18 protein-coding genes are annotated in these 17,511 nt (G+C 44.0%); 11 read left to right on the top strand and 7 right to left on the bottom strand.

Annotation, left to right across the window (positions count from 1 at the left end; translation table 11 throughout):
* Positions 1-80 precede the first annotated feature (80 nt).
* Together lnt and FTU91_RS00270 are read right to left on the bottom strand one after the other, a co-directional pair.
* Positions 81-1,640 carry an apolipoprotein N-acyltransferase gene (gene lnt / locus FTU91_RS00275; protein ID WP_180080134.1) on the bottom strand — a complete coding sequence of 520 codons (1,560 nt, stop codon included), beginning with the start codon at positions 1,638-1,640 and terminating at the stop codon, positions 81-83.
* The gene (locus FTU91_RS00270) at positions 1,637-2,476 is read right to left on the bottom strand and encodes an HlyC/CorC family transporter (RefSeq protein WP_086195248.1); all 840 of its coding nucleotides are present in this window, start codon (positions 2,474-2,476) and stop codon (positions 1,637-1,639) included. Before FTU91_RS00270 ends, lnt begins: the two co-directional genes overlap by 4 nt.
* A 200-nt stretch (positions 2,477-2,676) precedes the next feature.
* Between FTU91_RS00270 and tusA the strand changes: the two genes are divergently transcribed.
* Positions 2,677-2,934 carry a sulfurtransferase TusA gene (gene tusA, locus FTU91_RS00265; RefSeq protein ID WP_086195249.1) on the top strand — a complete coding sequence of 86 codons (258 nt, stop codon included), beginning with the start codon at positions 2,677-2,679 and terminating at the stop codon, positions 2,932-2,934.
* A gap of 140 nt (positions 2,935-3,074) precedes the next feature.
* Here the strand turns inward: tusA and FTU91_RS00260 are convergent, their stop codons facing one another.
* Positions 3,075-4,787, bottom strand: coding sequence for an electron transfer flavoprotein-ubiquinone oxidoreductase (locus FTU91_RS00260; RefSeq protein ID WP_180080131.1), 1,713 nt, complete (start codon positions 4,785-4,787; stop codon positions 3,075-3,077).
* Positions 4,788-4,971: 184 nt separating this feature from the next.
* On the opposite strand from FTU91_RS00260, the gene FTU91_RS00255 reads away from it, so the two are divergent.
* The 5 genes from FTU91_RS00255 (at position 4,972) to FTU91_RS00235 (ending at position 9,406) form a co-directional block, all read left to right on the top strand.
* Positions 4,972-5,583 (top strand): DUF1285 domain-containing protein, encoded by a 612-nt coding sequence (locus FTU91_RS00255; protein ID WP_180080129.1) that lies wholly within the window; start codon positions 4,972-4,974, stop codon positions 5,581-5,583.
* 48 nt (positions 5,584-5,631) lie between these two features.
* Complete coding sequence (murI, locus tag FTU91_RS00250; RefSeq protein WP_086195252.1) at positions 5,632-6,504, top strand: glutamate racemase; 873 nt, start codon at positions 5,632-5,634, stop codon at positions 6,502-6,504.
* A 127-nt stretch (positions 6,505-6,631) separates the two neighbouring features.
* The gene (locus FTU91_RS00245; protein WP_180080125.1) at positions 6,632-7,660 is read left to right on the top strand and encodes a DUF4062 domain-containing protein; all 1,029 of its coding nucleotides are present in this window, start codon (positions 6,632-6,634) and stop codon (positions 7,658-7,660) included.
* Positions 7,661-7,726: 66 nt separating this feature from the next.
* Positions 7,727-8,740, top strand: coding sequence for a ferrochelatase (hemH, locus tag FTU91_RS00240; protein ID WP_180080122.1), 1,014 nt, complete (start codon positions 7,727-7,729; stop codon positions 8,738-8,740).
* 21 nt (positions 8,741-8,761) lie between these two features.
* Positions 8,762-9,406 (top strand): MBL fold metallo-hydrolase, encoded by a 645-nt coding sequence (locus FTU91_RS00235; RefSeq protein ID WP_180080119.1) that lies wholly within the window; start codon positions 8,762-8,764, stop codon positions 9,404-9,406.
* A gap of 33 nt (positions 9,407-9,439) precedes the next feature.
* Here the strand turns inward: FTU91_RS00235 and FTU91_RS00230 are convergent, their stop codons facing one another.
* A complete protein-coding gene (locus FTU91_RS00230) occupies positions 9,440-9,625 on the bottom strand; it encodes a hypothetical protein (RefSeq protein WP_166169465.1) in 186 nt (61 codons plus the stop codon).
* Between the two features lie 598 nt (positions 9,626-10,223).
* Positions 10,224-10,409, bottom strand: coding sequence for a DNA gyrase inhibitor YacG (locus tag FTU91_RS00225; protein ID WP_086195257.1), 186 nt, complete (start codon positions 10,407-10,409; stop codon positions 10,224-10,226).
* 84 nt (positions 10,410-10,493) lie between these two features.
* Here FTU91_RS00225 and FTU91_RS00220 point away from each other — a divergent pair, with 84 nt between their 5' ends.
* The 3 genes from FTU91_RS00220 (at position 10,494) to FTU91_RS00210 (ending at position 12,872) form a co-directional block, all read left to right on the top strand.
* Positions 10,494-11,168, top strand: coding sequence for an SAM-dependent methyltransferase (locus tag FTU91_RS00220; protein ID WP_180080232.1), 675 nt, complete (start codon positions 10,494-10,496; stop codon positions 11,166-11,168).
* Between the two features lie 7 nt (positions 11,169-11,175).
* Positions 11,176-12,378, top strand: a complete 1,203-nt coding sequence (locus FTU91_RS00215; protein ID WP_180080115.1) for a TIGR03862 family flavoprotein — start codon at positions 11,176-11,178, stop codon at positions 12,376-12,378.
* Positions 12,379-12,461: 83 nt separating this feature from the next.
* On the top strand, positions 12,462-12,872 hold the full coding sequence (locus FTU91_RS00210; protein WP_180080112.1) for a GFA family protein: 411 nt from the start codon (positions 12,462-12,464) through the stop codon (positions 12,870-12,872).
* A 345-nt stretch (positions 12,873-13,217) separates the two neighbouring features.
* On the opposite strand, the gene FTU91_RS00205 is transcribed toward FTU91_RS00210, so the two are convergent.
* Positions 13,218-13,832: a hypothetical protein gene (locus tag FTU91_RS00205; protein ID WP_257221626.1), complete on the bottom strand. Its 615-nt coding sequence runs from the start codon at positions 13,830-13,832 to the stop codon at positions 13,218-13,220.
* Positions 13,833-13,842: 10 nt separating this feature from the next.
* Entirely contained in the window at positions 13,843-14,625 is a 783-nt protein-coding gene (locus FTU91_RS00200; protein ID WP_180080109.1) for a class I SAM-dependent methyltransferase, read from the bottom strand.
* A gap of 120 nt (positions 14,626-14,745) precedes the next feature.
* Between FTU91_RS00200 and FTU91_RS00195 the strand changes: the two genes are divergently transcribed.
* On the top strand, positions 14,746-16,026 hold the full coding sequence (locus FTU91_RS00195) for a hypothetical protein (RefSeq protein WP_180080106.1): 1,281 nt from the start codon (positions 14,746-14,748) through the stop codon (positions 16,024-16,026).
* A 452-nt stretch (positions 16,027-16,478) separates the two neighbouring features.
* Positions 16,479-17,432: a 2-hydroxyacid dehydrogenase gene (locus FTU91_RS00190; protein WP_180080102.1), complete on the top strand. Its 954-nt coding sequence runs from the start codon at positions 16,479-16,481 to the stop codon at positions 17,430-17,432.
* The last annotated feature ends 79 nt before the right edge of the window (positions 17,433-17,511 follow it).

Genomic DNA, 17,511 nt, shown 5'->3' with positions numbered 1-17,511 from the left:
CGCAAGAGGATGAGGGCGATTAATCATAAACAATTTACCTCTCCCTAGCCCTCTCCTAGAAGGAGAGGGAACACTTAAAGCTAACGCCGTGATTTAAATGAAACATCCACCTTACGTGGACGGAAGCGCCAACCCAGTAGTAATAGCAATAATGACACAATCAATACTGGCCAATCACTTAAGCGCATATACAAGGTTTCGCCCTGCATCGCAGGTAGTTCACCACGAAGAATCGCGGTGTGATCGGTCGGTGCCTGTTTGACAATATGTCCGTGATGATCAATAAATGCCGTCACCCCGGTATTGGTGGCACGAATAAACCAGCGTCCATTTTCCTTGGCCCGCATCTGTACCATCTGCAAATGTTGCCAAGGCCCCGCTGTACCGGTAAACCAGGCATCATTAGAAACAGTGACCAAATAATCGCTTTGACTGGCATTGCGACGGGTCAGATTAGGATAAGCCACTTCATAGCAAATGGCCGCACCCAGCGCATGATTTTTCACATTTAACGGTTTCTGGTCGCGTGCTCCGCGAGAAAAACCGCTCATAGACGGATCATTTTGTAATGCAGGCAGTACCCAGCTGAGCCAGCCAGATAAAGGTACATATTCGCCAAATGGAACCAGACGCTGTTTTTTATACAGACCATGCGACTCATCACCACTTGCCATAATGCTGTTGTAGTACATCGGACGTTGTTCAACTTGTGATTCTTTTAAATCCCAGTAGGGGATACCCGTCACCCAGGCTGTCCCAGTTTTATTGGCCTGAACTTTCATGGCATCTAAAAACGGTTCAATATCAGTCTGGAACATTGGAATGGATGATTCCGGCCAGACGATCAGATCCCGTCCCCATTCAGTCCGGCTTAAACTGGCGTAGATCATCAAGGTTTTGACCTGGTATTCGGTCAGCCATTTCAAGTCTTGCGGAATATTGCCCTGAATCAGGGAAACCGAAAGCGGTTTCTCATCTTTTTTTTCAACAAATTGAAGATAAGAAGCACCCCATGCACCCAGCAGTAAGATCGCCGAAGGCACGACCCAGAATATACGCTTATTCAGGATTTCCACCAGTGCACAGGCCAGTATAATCACCAAAAACGAAACACCGAAAATCCCGAATAAAGGCGCATAGTTATCGAGGAAACGTTCGGTAAAAGCATAACCGACAAATAGCCATGGGAAACCGGTAAATACCCAGGTTTTGGCCCATTCAAAGAATACCCACAGCGGTGCAAAAGTCAGGGGTGTTTCCGGGAAGAAGCGGCGATAGATCCAGGTTTGCAGCGCGGTAAATAGTCCCATCACCAAGGCCATAAAGGCAATCATCAGTATGCTTAAGAAAGCACTGGTATCGCCATAGACATGGATGGAGGTATACAGCCAGAAGGCACCGACAAACCACAAGCCAAAGCCATAAGCCCAGCCAATGAAAAAAGCCTGTGGAGCAGAGCGTTTACGCAGTGAAGCATAGAGCAAAGCTGGAGACAATATGGCCAGCCACCAGTAATAATAAGGTGCCAGTGCAAAACTGAATAAGGCACCTGAAAAAAGCGAAATGAAAAAGGGATAAATAAAAGGGAGCTGCTTGTGTTGTTGAGATGAATTTAACAGCTTATCAAAGTAAGTTCTCATTTACGGACAGCTCGAATCAGATGAATAGTACGTGCATCTGCTTCTAAAATGGTAAATTCCCAATTCTCAAGTTCAATTACTTGACCTTGTAAATCGCTGACTAGACCCATTTCTTGAAGCAATAAACCGCCGACAGTTTCTACTTCATCATCGGAAAAATCAGCATCTAAAACATTGTTAAAGTGTTCAATTGGTGTAAGTGCCTGAACTAGCCAGGTATTCGCCGTGTGTGGATCGTTATCGGGAATAATGTACTGGGCTTCTTCATCGACCTTGTCGTGTTCATCTTCAATTTCACCGACAATTTCTTCCAGAATGTCTTCTAAAGTGACCAGACCTGAAGTGGTGCCATATTCATCAATCACCACTGCAATATGGGTCTGGGTGTTTTTCAACATCCGCATAACCTGATCGGAACGCGCACTTTCCGGTACAAACAGCGGTTGGCGCATGAGTGCGCGGATATCTACTTTAGATGTGGGTTCGGTCAAAAAAGGCAGCAAGTCTTTGGCCAATAAAATGCCGACCACATTATCCGGTTGATCAGATGAAAAAACAGGAAAACGTGAATGGGCAGATTCCACCAGAACATGCAGAATATCGAGCAGCTGATCATCTTCTTGCAAGCTGATCATGGCGGTTCGTGGGGTCATGACCTCGCGAATTTTTGTTGCCGGAAGGTCAAGTACGCCTTCAAGCATGGCAACAGTATCGGGTTCTAAAAAACGACGTGAATCTTGTACTAATTTTAACAGTTCGTCGCGAGTTTCGGGTGCTGTACCCAGCCATTTGCGTAAGCCGCGCATGCCCCACGACGGGCCTGATTCCTCGTGCATGATCTTTCCTAAAGACGCTTAATATCTAAAAAATGTAATTTTAATCATACCGTAGAAAATACAGTTGTCTATCGCTAATCTTCATCTAAATCACAGGCAATTGAGTCAGAAAACCAGGCTATCTCCTTCATTTTACTGTATATCACCGGACCTGTATGTTTATGCTAAAATAACCGCAGCTTTTAAACCTGAGTTTTCTGATGTCTGAACCCTCTGTTACGCCAAGCATTCAATTAAATACCCGTGGACTACGTTGCCCGGAACCGGTGATGATGCTGCATCAGGCCATTCGTAAATCCAAGTCTGGTGATGTGGTGGAAGTATTCGCAACGGATAATTCAACTTCTTGGGATATTCCAAAATTCTGTATGCATTTGGGGCATGAGCTGTTATTACAAGAAGAACGTTTAGATGAAAATGGCAATAAAGAGTTTCATTATCTGGTACAGAAGGGTTAATGATTTTTTATTTAAAACACGTGATTAGAGATGTGTGATTGAAAGATTGATTCATCACTTACGACTTAAATTTTAAGTTGTTTTAATCTCTCAAAAATAAACCCGCTTTTTAGCGGGTTTATTTTTATCTTATATGAGGATTACATATTCGGGTAATTAGGACCACCGCCACCTTCTGGTGTTACCCAAGTGATGTTCTGTGAAGGATCCTTGATGTCGCAGGTCTTGCAGTGTACACAGTTGGCTGCATTGATCTGGAAGCGTTTAGAACCGTCATCATTTTCCATGATTTCGTATACACCCGCAGGGCAGTAGCGCTGCGCCGGTTCATCCCATTTTGGCAGGTTCACATTCACTGGAATTGAAGCATCGGTCAGTTTTAGGTGAGCAGGCTGGTTTTCTTCATGCACGGTGTTGGATACAAACACCGAAGACAAACGGTCAAAGGTCAGCTTGCCATCCGGTTTTGGATAGTTCGGTTTAAAGTTCACTGCATCCACGGTTTTCAAGGCACTGAAGTCTGTCACCAGGTCGTGCAGGGTAAACGGTACTTTAAATACGTTCTGGTCGATAAAGTTAAACGCACCACCGATCCACTGGCCAAACTTGTGCATCGCTGGGCCAAAGTTCCGCGAGTTATACAGCTCTTCTTTCAGCCAGCTGTTGTTGAACTTGTCGGTATAAGCAGTCAGTTCTTTGGCAAATAAATCTTCACCTTCAGTCACACGCGCAACCGCCAAGTCACCGCCTTTTGCTACACCGGCAGCAATTGCTTCAAATACCGCTTCACCACACAGCATGCCGGATTTCATCGCGGTATGTGAGCCCTTGATTTTGGCAAAGTTCAGGAAGCCGGCATCATCACCAATCAGCGATCCGCCCGGGAAGGTAAATTTCGGTAGCGAGTTAAAGCCGCCTTTGGTCACGGCACGCGCACCATAAGAAATACGTTTGCCACCTTCCAGGTACTGCTTGATTAAAGGATGGGTTTTCCAGCGCTGCATTTCCATAAACGGATACATATGCGGGTTGGTATAGGACAGATCGACAATCATGCCCAAAGTCACCTGATTGTTTTCCGCATGATACAACCACCAGCCGCCTGAAGAACCGGTTTCAGACAATGGCCAGCCGGCACCGTGCATCACCAGACCAGGCTTGTGTTTTGCTGGGTCGATTTCCCACAGCTCTTTGATCCCGATACCGTAATGTTGTGGATCTGAATCTTTATCGAGGTTGTATTTGGCAATCAGGCGTTTACCCAAGTGACCACGGCAGCCTTCAGCAAACAGGGTGTATTTGGCATGCAGTTCATAACCCGGGGTAAAGTTATGAGTTGGTTCGCCATCCTTGCCAATGCCCATGTCACCGGTTTGAATGCCTTTCACCGAACCATCGGCATGGTACAGAATTTCAGCAGCGGCAAAACCTGGGAAGATCGATACTTCCAGCTCTTCCGCTTTTTGACCCAACCAGCGCACTACGTTGCCGAGCGAGATGACATAGTTGCCATCATTATGCATGGTTTTAGGCACCATCCAGTGTGGCGCTTCTTGTGATTTTTCATCCGAGAGCAGGAAATAGGTCTTGTCTTCGGTCACTGGAACATTTAAAGGTGCACCTTCTTCCTTCCAGTTCGGGAACAGCTCATTCATGGCACGTGGTTCCAGTACCGCACCGGACAAGATGTGCGCACCGACTTCAGAGCCTTTTTCCACCACACAAACCGACAGATCGTTCAGGTTATTTTCAATTGCAAGTTGACGGATCTTGATCGCTGCAGAAAGACCGGCCGGTCCTGCACCTACGATGACGACGTCAAACTCCATCGATTCACGTTCGATGTGTTCCATGTAGGATTCCTCATATCATTAGAAGGTGGCGACCGTCATTATTCCGGTGCTGCCATGAGTGTTCTGTATGCCCAGACACAATTTTAGTATCGTGCCTTTTATATTGTGGGCTAGTATAGTTTTAAACCTTGATCTAGCCAATTGGCTGAATCATATTATTTTTCCGTCAGCAGGGTCTTTAGTCATGATTAATCAAAATAATTCACCAAATCCGACGAAAAAAGTAGCTATTGGCGATGATAAAAATTTAAAAGACATTGCACAATACTTAAAAGATGCACAGGCCGGTCACAAAAGGTCAATCCCGCCTCTGGATCAATTTAACCCAAAGCATTGTGGGACAATGGATTTAAAGGTAAAAGCCAATGGAGAATGGTGGCACGAAGGTCAATTGATCAAACGACAAGCCCTGATTGACCTGTTCTCAACCGTGCTCTGGAAAGAACAGGGCAAATTCTACTTAAAAACCCCGGTTGAGCAGGTTGAGATTGAGGTGGAAGATGAGCCTTTATTTGTCAATCAGGTCGACCAGGTCGAGATTGATGGAAAGACTTATATTCAATTCACTACGACCACCCAGGATATAGTGATTGTCGATCAGGAGCATGCAGTTTTTATGCGTGAATATGAAAGTGAATTACGTCCTTATGTACACGTGCGTTTCGGGATTAACGCCTTAATTCAACGCTCGGTTTTTTTTCATTTAATTGAAATGGGAGAGCTGCTTGAAAATGAGAAAAATGAAACCATTTTAAGCTTACAAAGTGGCGATTTTTACTTGCAATTAGGCACCTGAGGTTTAAGCTTTGATCTTCCGATTTCTTGAACTGCTGAAAGTGAAACCATGACAGCCATTCATCCTGTTTATCCTTTAATCGATCCAATGCCCAAGGCACAAGCTGATGCACCCATCGGGATTTTTGATTCTGGAATAGGTGGCTTGTCTGTAGCACAAGAAATTGCCAGACATTTACCCAAAGAACGTATTGTTTATTATGCCGATACTGCACATGTGCCGTATGGGCCGCGAAAAGATCAGGAAATTCGTGAGCTTACGGCGCATGCGATTGAATGGCTGTATCGGAAAGGATGTAAAGTCGCAGTGGTAGCCTGCAATACTGCTTCTGCATTCAGTCTGGATTATTTACGTGATCATTATGGAGAAAATTTTCCAATTATCGGTCTGGTACCAGCACTGAAACCGGCCGTTTTGCAAACTAAATCCAAAACCGTGGCGGTGCTTGCCACGCCTGCAACCTTTCGTGGTCAGCTGATTAAAGACGTCATCCAGCGTTTCGCAATTCCTGCTAATGTGAAGGTTATTCCTGTCACCTGTCTGGATTTGGTGCCCTTTGTGGAAAGTGGTGCACAGATGAGCCAGGCATGTTTAACGACCTTAAAAGAAATTTTGCAACCGGTGGTCGATCAGGGGGCCGATTATTTAGTTTTGGGGTGTACACATTATCCCTTCCTAAAACCTGCAATTCAGTCTATATTTGGTCAGAAACTGACATTAATTGACTCTGGGCTGGCAGTTGCGCGACAAACCGCCCGTATTTTGATTAAAAATCAATTGTTATTTGAGCAAGATCGAAATAATGGCTTAGCTATTGAGTGCTATGTGAGTGGCAATAATGCAGAACATTTAAAAACCGTGTTGCAGTTCCTCATTCCAGAAGATTTAACCTGGAATTTGAGCAATATGGGTGTTGAATAAGTAAAGAAATACAGCTAGTGTTCTGAAATATATTAGAAAAATATTTATATTGGGGTGTTGAATTATATTGTGATTGCTCAGAGATGAGTCTGTCAGGATATAATAAGCAATTGGAAGAGGATAACCAATGCTCGATAAGCGTTATCAGGTTTTTATTACCACTTCTGGCAGTGAAATGCAGCCGGAACGAATTGTTTTAGCTCAAACTTTAGTAGGCATGGGGTTCTTTTCCTGGGGCTTAGAACAACGGACACCTTTAAGCACCGCGTTTGCACGGCGTCAGATTGATGATTGTGACTATGTGATCCTGCTGCTGGGCAGTCAATATGGTGAACAGTCTGTGTCAGGTGTAGGTTATATGCATCTGGAATATATTTATGCAGTCACCAAACAGAAACCGATTATTGTGTTTATGCATGAAGATCCTGCCTCACGTGATGAGTCCTTGCATGACCAAAAACCTGAATTGCGCGAAAAATTTTTAGAATTCCGCAAATTATTACAGCAAGAAGTGGATCAGGTTTTTACTTACCGTAGCCTGCGTGATCTGGAAATGGCCGTGCGTTTGAACATGCCACAAATGCTGGAGCGTTATCCGGTATCGGGATGGGTTAGACCGCAAAACACCCAGGCTTTACATGATGAGATTGACCAACTGAAAGCTAAAATTGAGCAGCTTGAAACCGAAGTCGGAAAACGGGAAGTCGACCCGTTCCTGTCTTTGCCTAAAGTGTCCATGCAAGAAGTATTTTCTTTTGAATATCGTATGCATGCCTATCAAGATGGTAATTTTAAGGAACTGAAAGTTCAGAAGAAGCTCACTTGGGCTCAGCTCCTGTCTATTTTGGGCAGCATGTTTGTCAATCCAACACCAGAAGAATATTTTTCCAAATGTATCAATGATTACTTGAATGATACGGGGCTGGCCGATGCCCGGGTAGAAATGCCACGTGCCCATGCCGTTGCCCGTGCACAAATTAATATTCGTGCCTTACACAGTATTAAACTGCAAATGCGTCAAAATGACTGGATTGTCCCGTCAGGCCGTGATGACCGTCAACGGATGCTCTGGCAATTGACCCTCAAGGGACAAAAGCTACTTGAAAGTAATTTGCTTGATAATGATCGCGTTTTCCAATTTAAATCTGCATTTTAATCCATATAAAGAAAGTGCAGAAAGCTGTTAAAGTAAAGCAGTTCATTTCTATTGGAAAAAGGTCTGATGTCTTCTGCAGCTAAAACAAAAGTCACGATTATTTTGGCCAATTTGGGTACGCCGGATCAGCCCACGGCCCCTGCAGTTCGTCGTTTTTTGAAGCAGTTTCTGTCCGACCAGCGTGTCATTGAAATCCCCAAGCCAATCTGGCAAATCATTTTACGGCTGTTTATTTTACCTTTTCGTCCCAAGCGTGTGGCCCATGCCTATGAAATGGTGTGGCAGAACGATTCTCCCATGCGTGAAATCTTGTTGGACCAAGTCATTGAGGTAAAAAAAACATTAACCGAACAATATCCTGAATTTGAACTCAATGTTATTCCAGCCATGACCTATGGCAATCCGGGCATTGATTCTGCCTTGAATCGCTTGTCACAGGATATTCCAGATCACATTATTTTATTGCCTTTATTTCCACAGTATTCGGCCACCTCAACAGCACCTTTGTATGATGCGCTTGCAAAATGGATGTTGACGCAGCGTAATTTGCCCGGTCTGTCCATTATTCGTGATTATTATCAGCATCCTGCATTTATTCAGGCACTGGCACAAAGTGTCCGGGACTATCAGGCCGTACACGGCCAGCCAGAAAAACTGTTGATGTCATTCCACGGCATCCCTCAGCCTTATGCGGATAAAGGCGATCCTTATGCCGATCGTTGCCGTATCACGGCACAATTATTGGCAGATGCATTGGGCTTATCCGAGGAGCAATGGGCCATCAGTTTCCAGTCGCGTTTTGGAAAACAGGAGTGGGTGAAACCCTATACCGATGCCTTGCTGGAAGAATGGGGTAAGCAAGGGGTGAAATCGGTTCAGGTGATGAGTCCGGCTTTCTCCGCAGATTGTCTGGAAACCCTGGAAGAATTAGCGCTGCAAAATGCTGAAATGTTCCAGTCGGCAGGTGGTGGAGAATATGCTTATATTCCGGCATTAAATTGTCGTCCAGATCATATCGCCTTGCTCAGCACCCTGCTTCAGGCTAATCTTGATGGATTAAAGCATACATTCGCTCACTAATTTTTCCGAGGTTTCATTCTTATGCTGCAAGTCAAAATTGTGCCGGTCACCGCATTTCAGCAAAACTGTTCAATTGTTTGGGATGCAGAAAGCAAAGAAGCCATTTTGATTGATGCTGGTGGTGAAGCGGAAAAATTAACAGCCGAGGTGGAAGCTTTGGGGCTAAAGGTAAAGGCCTTATGGTTGACGCATGGGCATCTGGATCATGCCGGTGCAGTGGGGGCTTTAAGCAAGGCTTGGAATGTACCGGTGATTGGTCCGCACAAGGAAGATGCCTTTTGGCTCGACATGATTCAGGAAGTATCGCAACGTTATGGTTTTCCTGTTCCTGAAAAGGTAGATGTGACTCAATGGCTTGAAGGCGGAGAAGTGTTAATGCTGGGAGAGGAAAAGTTTGAAGTTCGTTTTGCTCCAGGTCATACGCCGGGTCATGTGATGTTCTATAACAAAAACTATGGCCTGCTATGGACAGGAGACGTATTGTTTAAAGGGTCCATTGGCCGTACCGATTTCCCGCGTGGTAACCACCAGCAGCTGCTTGATTCGATTCAACGTGAATGTTTTAGTTTGCCGGATGAAACCCAATTTATTTCCGGTCATGGTCCCTTAAGTACTATTGGTTTTGAAAAACAGCATAATCCTTTTGTAGCAGGTAAAGCAGGTTAATTTTTCCTGTAAAAGATTGATGAATTCATTTCATTAATCTCGATGAAAGGGTCCACTGCGCAGCTGTTTTAATTCCAAGGCAATAATAATGGCTGCAAGCATGAATAAAATGCCAATTGCAATAATAATGCCATCATAAGTATAAATTCCAAAAATCAGCCCCACAATACTGAAGCTGACAAACAGAAAAAATAGAATTTTTAAGCACCAAAGACCCATGGGGCTCTCCTTTTTATAGCTTTTAAAATTTATTGTTGTTCGTTTTTATCGTGATGAGGCTGTTATAGCCCAACTGTACTGTTTTTAAGTTTAGTTTTAAGTGTTCAATTAAGAAAAATTTTATTGCTATTCTTGTAGAAGGATTATAGTTTAAAAAGTGAGTACAGGTTATTCTTTTTATCGGTAAACGATATGAATTTAACAGTTGTAAAAAACTGTTTTTAAGTTGTTTTTGTGGGTAAATTTGAATTACGTAATGAAGAAAATAAGAAACAAATTTATAGGCACATGAACATTTCTCTATAAAAGGCTGACTTGTATCACGTGATTTATGGTTTATTATTTTGAGGGATGAATTGTGAAGCGACTATTGATAAAAATAGCCCTGTTTATATTTACTATTCTCATGTTGGCATGTTTGGGTTTGGGGATTTATAGTCAGGATTTACTCATCACGGCGATTGGTATCCTTCTGATTTTTTGTATTATTCTTTTGGTTTTAGAATATAAAAACATGCTTTCCAATCCATTTGACTAAGGTGGATCAATCCATTTTATCCACCTTTAGACGAGTTTTCCTGCGGATCACGCAAGACGATTAAAATTCATCTTGTTCGCCACTATTATCTGCTTGGGGTGCATCCTGAGTCGGCAGTTTATATTCATCACTGGCCCAGGCTCCCAGATCAATCATTTTGCAACGTTCTGAACAAAAAGGACGAAATTCATTGCCTTCCCAAGTGGATGGTTTGCCACAGCGTGGACATGGAAAAGTACGCGGCATATTCTTCTCCGAAGAAAAATAAGGATTCAATTAGGCAAATACAGTTGCTCTTGCTAGACTTGAGCGGATTTTTGTTAGTTTGATCTGATTATGCCAATTCGTCAATTTCAAGCACAGCGTATGCATGCGCCTCGTGATTTTCAAATGATTCGCCTAGATCCTGTTTGTGTGGAAATTGGTGCCGGTAAAGGTAAACATGCCTTGCTGTTTTCAGCTCAAAATCCTGAAAAAAAATTGATAGCCATTGAGCGCACACGTGAAAAATACCTGGCCATGCAGAAACAGCATGCTCTGGAAGGACAAACGAATTTACAGGCGGTTCATGCCGATGCCATGCCGTGGATTGTGCATGCCTTATTGCCTGCTCAAGTGCAGCAGTTTTTTATTCTCTATCCGAATCCGGAACCGCATAATCCGGCACAACGCTGGTTAAACATGCCATTTTTTGAGTTTCTGCTGTCACGCTTACAGCCGGGTGGTACCGTCACATTGGCCAGTAATATTCCTGAATATATTGCAGAAGCACAGCAGCAGTTAATTGAGGTCTGGAAATTGCCTTTTGTTAAAGAAGTGATTCCAGCCACATCGGCGCGTACCCATTTTGAAATTAAGTATCTGGAACGTGGTGAGTTGTGCCAGCAACTGATCATCAGCAAACCTGAAAGCTACCCGACACGTTTTGATGAGTTTATGCCTTTACAAGGACAAAATTCGGTTCAAGCGGTAGCAGCAGAAGCTGATATTAAAAGCGCTGAATGAGTTGGTTATGAAAAAGCGTGTTGCAATTATTGGAGCAGGCCCCGCCGGGTTAATGGCTGCGGAACTGTTAAGCCAATATGATTACGAAATTCATGTTTATGAACAAAAGCCGTCTGCTGCACGTAAGTTTTTGATGGCGGGTAAAACTGGGTTGAATATTTCCCATGCCGAGCCAATCGAGCAATTTATTCAGCGCTACGATCAGGCAGAATGGCTCGCCCCTTGGGTAAAAAAATGGGATGCCCACTGGATTCAGCAATGGATGAAGGGTTTGGGGATTGAATCCTATATCGGCTCATCAGGACGGGTGTTTCCGGTAGAAATGAAGGCGGCACCTTTACTTCGTGCCTGGTTGAAACGTCTGGCTGAACAGGGTGTGATATTTCATTATCGCCATCAGGTGTTGAATTTAAAGGCTCAGCAATTGTGTATCCGGGATTTAACTACCCAGCAAGACAGCGAACAGGGTTTTGATGCCATCATTATGGCTTGTGGGGCTGTATCTTGGTCGCAACTAGGCAGTGACGGTGCCTGGCAGCAATGGCTGCCCGCGCAGGACATTGAAGCCTTTCAGGCCAGTAATGCCGGTGTGGAGCGTACCTGGTCCAAGTTTATGCAGCCGGTCTTTGGCCAGCCTTTAAAACGTGTCGACGCCTGGGTAGAAGGTCAAGCCAAAAGCATGGGGGATATCGTGATTACCCATTATGGTCTGGAAAGTGGCTTGGTTTATAAGCAGGGACGGGCATTACGCCAACAAGTGAAAAATGGTCAGGCCATGCAGCTGTATCTGAATTTAATCCCCGAGCAAAGCATGGAACAATTGGCGAAAAAATTACAACTGAGTAAAAAGCAGTCCTTAAGCAATGTCTGGCGTAAGGCGGGACTGGATGTAGCCAAGGCCAATTTGGTGCGTGAACTGGTTAAAAAAGACGTATGGAACGATCCACTGGCTTTAGCTCAACAGATCAAACACCTGCCGGTTGCTTTAACAGGATTTCGTCCGATCGAAGAAGCCATTAGCTGTGCGGGTGGGGTAAAACGCGATGTGTTGTCGGAACAGTTGCAATTGAAGTTCAATCCGCATGTGTTTTGTTGTGGCGAAATGCTGGACTGGGATGCACCGACCGGAGGCTATTTGCTTACTGCGTGTTTTGCCACAGGTCGTGCTGCAGGCGAGGGTGTACATGCCTATCTGGCTGCACAAAAATAACAGTGCATTATGCGGCCGATTTTGAACTATGATTTAAAGCATGCTAAGTTGCAGATTCAATCTTTATAAAAAATGCAGCCATTATGTCTGAACAAAAGCGATATACAGGAAGTTGTTTGTGTGGCGGTTTGCGGTATGAAATTCGAGGCGAAATTGGCGACATCGTGCAATGTCATTGCCAACGTTGCCGTAAGGCCAATGGGACGGCCTTTGCCACCAACGCTCCAATTCAAAAAGCCGATTTTCTCATTGTGCAAGGTGAACATTTACTGAAAAAATTTCAGTCCACCGAAACGACCCAGCGTTGTTTCTGTAGCGATTGTGGCTCGCCGATTATCAGCATTAAAACCGATACGCCCGATCTGTATCGTTTAAGAATAGGCACGCTCGATACACCGTTGCAGCAAAAGCCGACGCAACATATTTTTGTGGCATCCAAAGCGGAGTGGGATAGCATTTGTGATGGCCTGCCACAGCATGACGAGCGGCCTTAGTCATGCTGAAGCCTGAGATTAAAAGATAAAGGGATCAAATGATCAGTGCTGTTCCATAATTTGAATTTTATTTCAGTAATGAATCAACATGATGACCTGTTATTTTTAAGTATTTGATATTTATTTTTTACAGCCTTGTCTTTTCTTTATGAGTTTAAGTCGCTTTGTGTAGGCTGAACCCTACTTTTGACAAACCAAAAGTAGGCAAAAGTCTTTATTCCCCATACACGACATCCTGTCGTGATGGGGAATGTGTGGCATCCCTGCCACACTCGCGAATCTAACACCTGGACTTTAATTATGGGACAGTAGTGATCAAATGATCCTTTTTTTATGTACCCGATTTTAGTAGCCAGATTCAGTTGTCTCGGATTTGGCTATGTCAGCTTTTTTTGTTTCGGCTTTGTTCATGTCCGGATATTGTGATTGCCAGTGTTCCAGCTGTTCCTGAGCATGTAAAAATTCACCCAGGCCTTTGGTTTGATCTGCTGAATTTTTAATCGGTTCTGCTTTTTTATCTTTGTACTCATCATAAAGTTTGGCTTGAGCTTGCCAGTATTCCGCCATCAGCCCCTGAATATAGCGTCCCTGTTGCGTTTTTAAATTCAGTTGTTTGAGCATGTTCAGGGCAGACTGGATATTGTCACGTTTACGATTGTAGGCAAATTCCTCTGTTAGTGAACCGTTCTCCTGCATTTTCACCAGCTCATCTTCCATTTCATCGCTCATTTGGGTAAAACGCGTGTCAAAGTCAGTCAGCATGGCGATATCATGCGGATCATCCGGGGTTTTTTCAAAGGCTTTCACCGGTTCAGTAATCAGCTCCTGCATCACTTTATCTTCAGATTGAACTTTATCATTTGGAGATGGAGTACCGTCACGGTCATTACAGGCCGTCATCAGTACACTTGAGCACAGTAAAACAGGAAGAGCAAAATGTTTGAATTGACGTTGCATCATGATGGTTCCTTTATTTCTGATCGAGTGTTTTAAAGTCATAGGCATAGGTCACATAGGGGAATGCGATTTCATCTTGAGGATGCTTGCCTGTATACTCTAAAACGATCTGTTCAAATTCAGCTTTTAACTGCTGCTGTTCATGTGCTGACATGGCGGCAATAAAACTGGTAGAGAGCAGGCGTTTAGACACCACCTGTTCCACAGTGCCGACATGTTGCTGCTGAAACGTTGTGGTATTTTCTAATTGAAACAGCGCTTGCTGTTCAAAGACCTTTTTCCATTGACCGTTATGATAACGTGGCGTATTGCCCTCCAACGGCTCAATACGGTCTGCCAGTGCTTTGACCCAGTCGACTTGAACATCGCGCTGATTCCAGATCAGTGCCAGATGTCCGGACGGTTTGAGCGCTTGATGAATTTGTGTTAATGATTCAAGATTGGCAAACCAGTGAAAGGATTGTGCACAGACCACAGCATCTATACTATGGGCGGTTAAAGGCAGAGATTCACTCGACGCCTGTAGCGTTTTAATGTCGGGATAGGCGTGTTGCAATTGTGTCAGCATGGCCTGAATCGGCTCAATGGCAATGATGTGTGAGGTCAGCTGTTTTAAGTAAGGTAAGAATTTGCCAGTACCTGCACCCAGATCAACCACCTGCGACTGTTCACCCAGTTGGAGCTGATCACGTAGCCAATTGACGATGTCTTGTGGATAACTCGGACGAACTTGTTGATAAAGTTCAGCGGCAGAACTGAAGCCTTTTTGAGCAGCAGGATGAAGTGATTGTGTCATATTTTGCGCTTTTTAATCTTCATGGCATCTATAAAATACCATAGTCGCTTTTCGTAAATAGGCAAGGTGTCTATTTGTAGCATTGATTCTGATAAAGGGCCGATTTGCTTCGGTGTGGAAATGGATAAACACATTATTTTTGAAGACGAACAAATTCGTGCAATCTTTCTGAAAGGCTCATCGGATGAACTGATTTTTTCTTTTGGCGATTTAATTACCCGCGCTAAAGGACTGTCGATTAATGCGGAAAAATCACTGCATAAGTATAACTTTAACGTGATTGGCATTATGCCGAAGCAGAAATCCTGGTTTCCTGAAAGTTCGATGCGCGAGATGTTTGCCCAGATTCAGGAACTGATTGCACCGTTTAAAACCCGGATTGGCTATGGTGGTTCCATGGGCGGGTATGCGGTCATCAAGTATTCCAACCTGCTGGATTTAAAGCGCGTAGTGGCGCTGGTGCCGCAGTATTCCATTAATCCTGAAGAAGTCGAAGACCCGCGCTATAACATGTTCTTTCATCCTGAACAGAATGCCCATATGCGCATTCAGCCTCAGGATGTTGCAGCGGAACGTGAATATATTGTGGTCTATGACCCTTATTGTCCGGAAGACCGTGCGCATTATTTAAAACTTGAACAGGTGCTGCCAAAAATTCAGACCCTGAACCTGCCTTTTACCGGACACGATGCCATTGCGGTACTGGCCAATTCAGAACTGCTGCATGACTTTTTATTGCATGAGTTTGATGCCAGCTATTTTTATCGCAAAATCCGTCAGGTGAAAAAGAACAGCAAGTTTTACTATCGTAAAGTCATTGAAAACCTGTTGCCCCGACACCGCAATGCCTTGGGTTCCATTCTGGTCAATAATGATTTGCAGCTGGACAGCCAGTTTTTTGATGCCAAGTTAAAGAATAATTTACTCAGGGAATTGCTGCGCAATAAACAGGTCAGTCAGCAAGATTTACTGAAATTGGGCATACAGGTCAATTTGCCGCAGGAAAATCGCAGTCAGTTACTGGACTGTTTTGGTCATGGTCTGGTATTTAATGTGATTAGCCAGAAGATTGAAAGCTATGCGGCCAGTGCCATCGCCCTGAATCATAAATTTCTGATGCCGATCTTTGCCAAGGGCAGTGGACTGGTACACATTTCAATGAATGACGAACGTTTTATCGTGGCCATGAATGACCGGCAAGTGATGAAACTGTTCAGGGAACAGGAAGCTTTAGCCGCTGGGATGCATCCCTTGGTCATTAAAAAATATAGTGATTTTTATCTGCTCAGTTATAAGCATTTAAACTTGAGCAATAACGAATATGGCAGTCATGAGTTTGTGGAAGATGCTCCTGAAACTGCACAATTTGTGACCCAGCCTGACCCGTTATCTGTGCTATAGCCTATAGATTCAGGGTTGAGCATTCACCCCAATTTGTTTTAATTTTGATCACTTGCTTTATCTTTAAATCGGTCTAAGATAGAACGGTAAGGCAAGTTCTTATGACTCAAAATTAAACAATAAATAACGGGTGCTTCAGGATGAAACGTGATTTTATACCGGCTGTACTTTTAACCCTCATCTCTATATTCATACCTTGCTATGCTTTTGCAGACAGTCTAGATCCGACTTATATCATTATGGGCGGGGGAATGCTTGTGTGGTGTTTGCCCTGGCAATTTATGTATTTTATGAAATCTACAAGTCAATTCAGCTGCATATCAACAAACCCACTAAATAGTGGGTTTTGTATTTTTCATCTCTAAATTTGGTTGAAAAAGAATGTAAAACTGGCTTTTAATGTCTGGGCAATAATTTTTAGATATTCATCAAACTCAGCCAAGGGAAGCAGCATGAAAGCCGTATTTTTAGATTATGAATCGCTGGATAAAAATGATCTGGATTTCAGTCAGCTTGAAGCTGTATTTGATGAGCTGAAACTTTTTCCAACGACGACCCAGGCACAGCTGCTCGAACGTGTACAAGAGGCAGAGGTCATTATCAGTAATAAAGTCGTGGTCGATGCTGCTACCTTGCAACAATGTCCACAGTTAAAACTGATTTTAATTTCCGCAACGGGCACCAATAATATTGATCTGGTTCAGGCACGTAAACAAGGCATTGTGGTATGCAACTGTCAGGGGTATGGCACTGCGGCAGTGGCACAGCATACTTTAAGCTTAATGCTGGCCTTAGCAACATCATTATTCAAATACGACCGTGCCGTAAAGCAAGGCGAGTGGAATAAGGCTTCACAGTTCTGCCTGCTGGATTTCCCGATTATTGAGTTGTCAGGCAAAACGCTGGGTATTGTCGGTTATGGTGAATTGGGTCAGGCTGTGGCAAAGCTGGCTGAAGCTTTTGGCATGACGGTTTTGGTCTGCTCATTGCCGAACCGTCCTGGTGATGCGAGCCGTGTACCTTTTGCCGAACTGTTGCCGCAAGTCGATTTTTTAACTTTACATTGTCCCTTAACTGACGATACCCGTGATTTAATTGATGCCCAGGCTTTCGATGCCATGAAACCAAGCGCATTTTTAATTAACTGCGCACGCGGTGGAATCGTCAATGAAGCCGCGCTTGCTGATGCCTTGCGTCAGGGCAAAATTGCTGGGGCTGCCACCGATGTGCTCATGGTTGAGCCGCCTAAACAAGGTAATGTGCTGTTAGCTGATGATATTCCCAACCTGATCATTACTCCGCATAGTGCATGGGGTAGTGTCGATGCACGGCAACGGATTGTGCAGCAAATGCAGCAGAACGTACTGGCCTTTAAAGCAGGACAGCCGATTCGGCAGGTCAATTAATTTATCTTTTCAATCAGCCTCTCACACAGAGGCTGATTGCTTATAGTCAGCTTGATTTATAAATCGGCGTTGGTTTTCC

This window comes from Acinetobacter sp. YH12201, from assembly GCF_013418145.1.
GTDB lineage: Bacteria > Pseudomonadota > Gammaproteobacteria > Pseudomonadales > Moraxellaceae > Acinetobacter.
The sequence above is the reverse complement of the archived record's forward strand: the minus strand, read 5'-3'. Positions and strand labels throughout refer to the sequence as shown.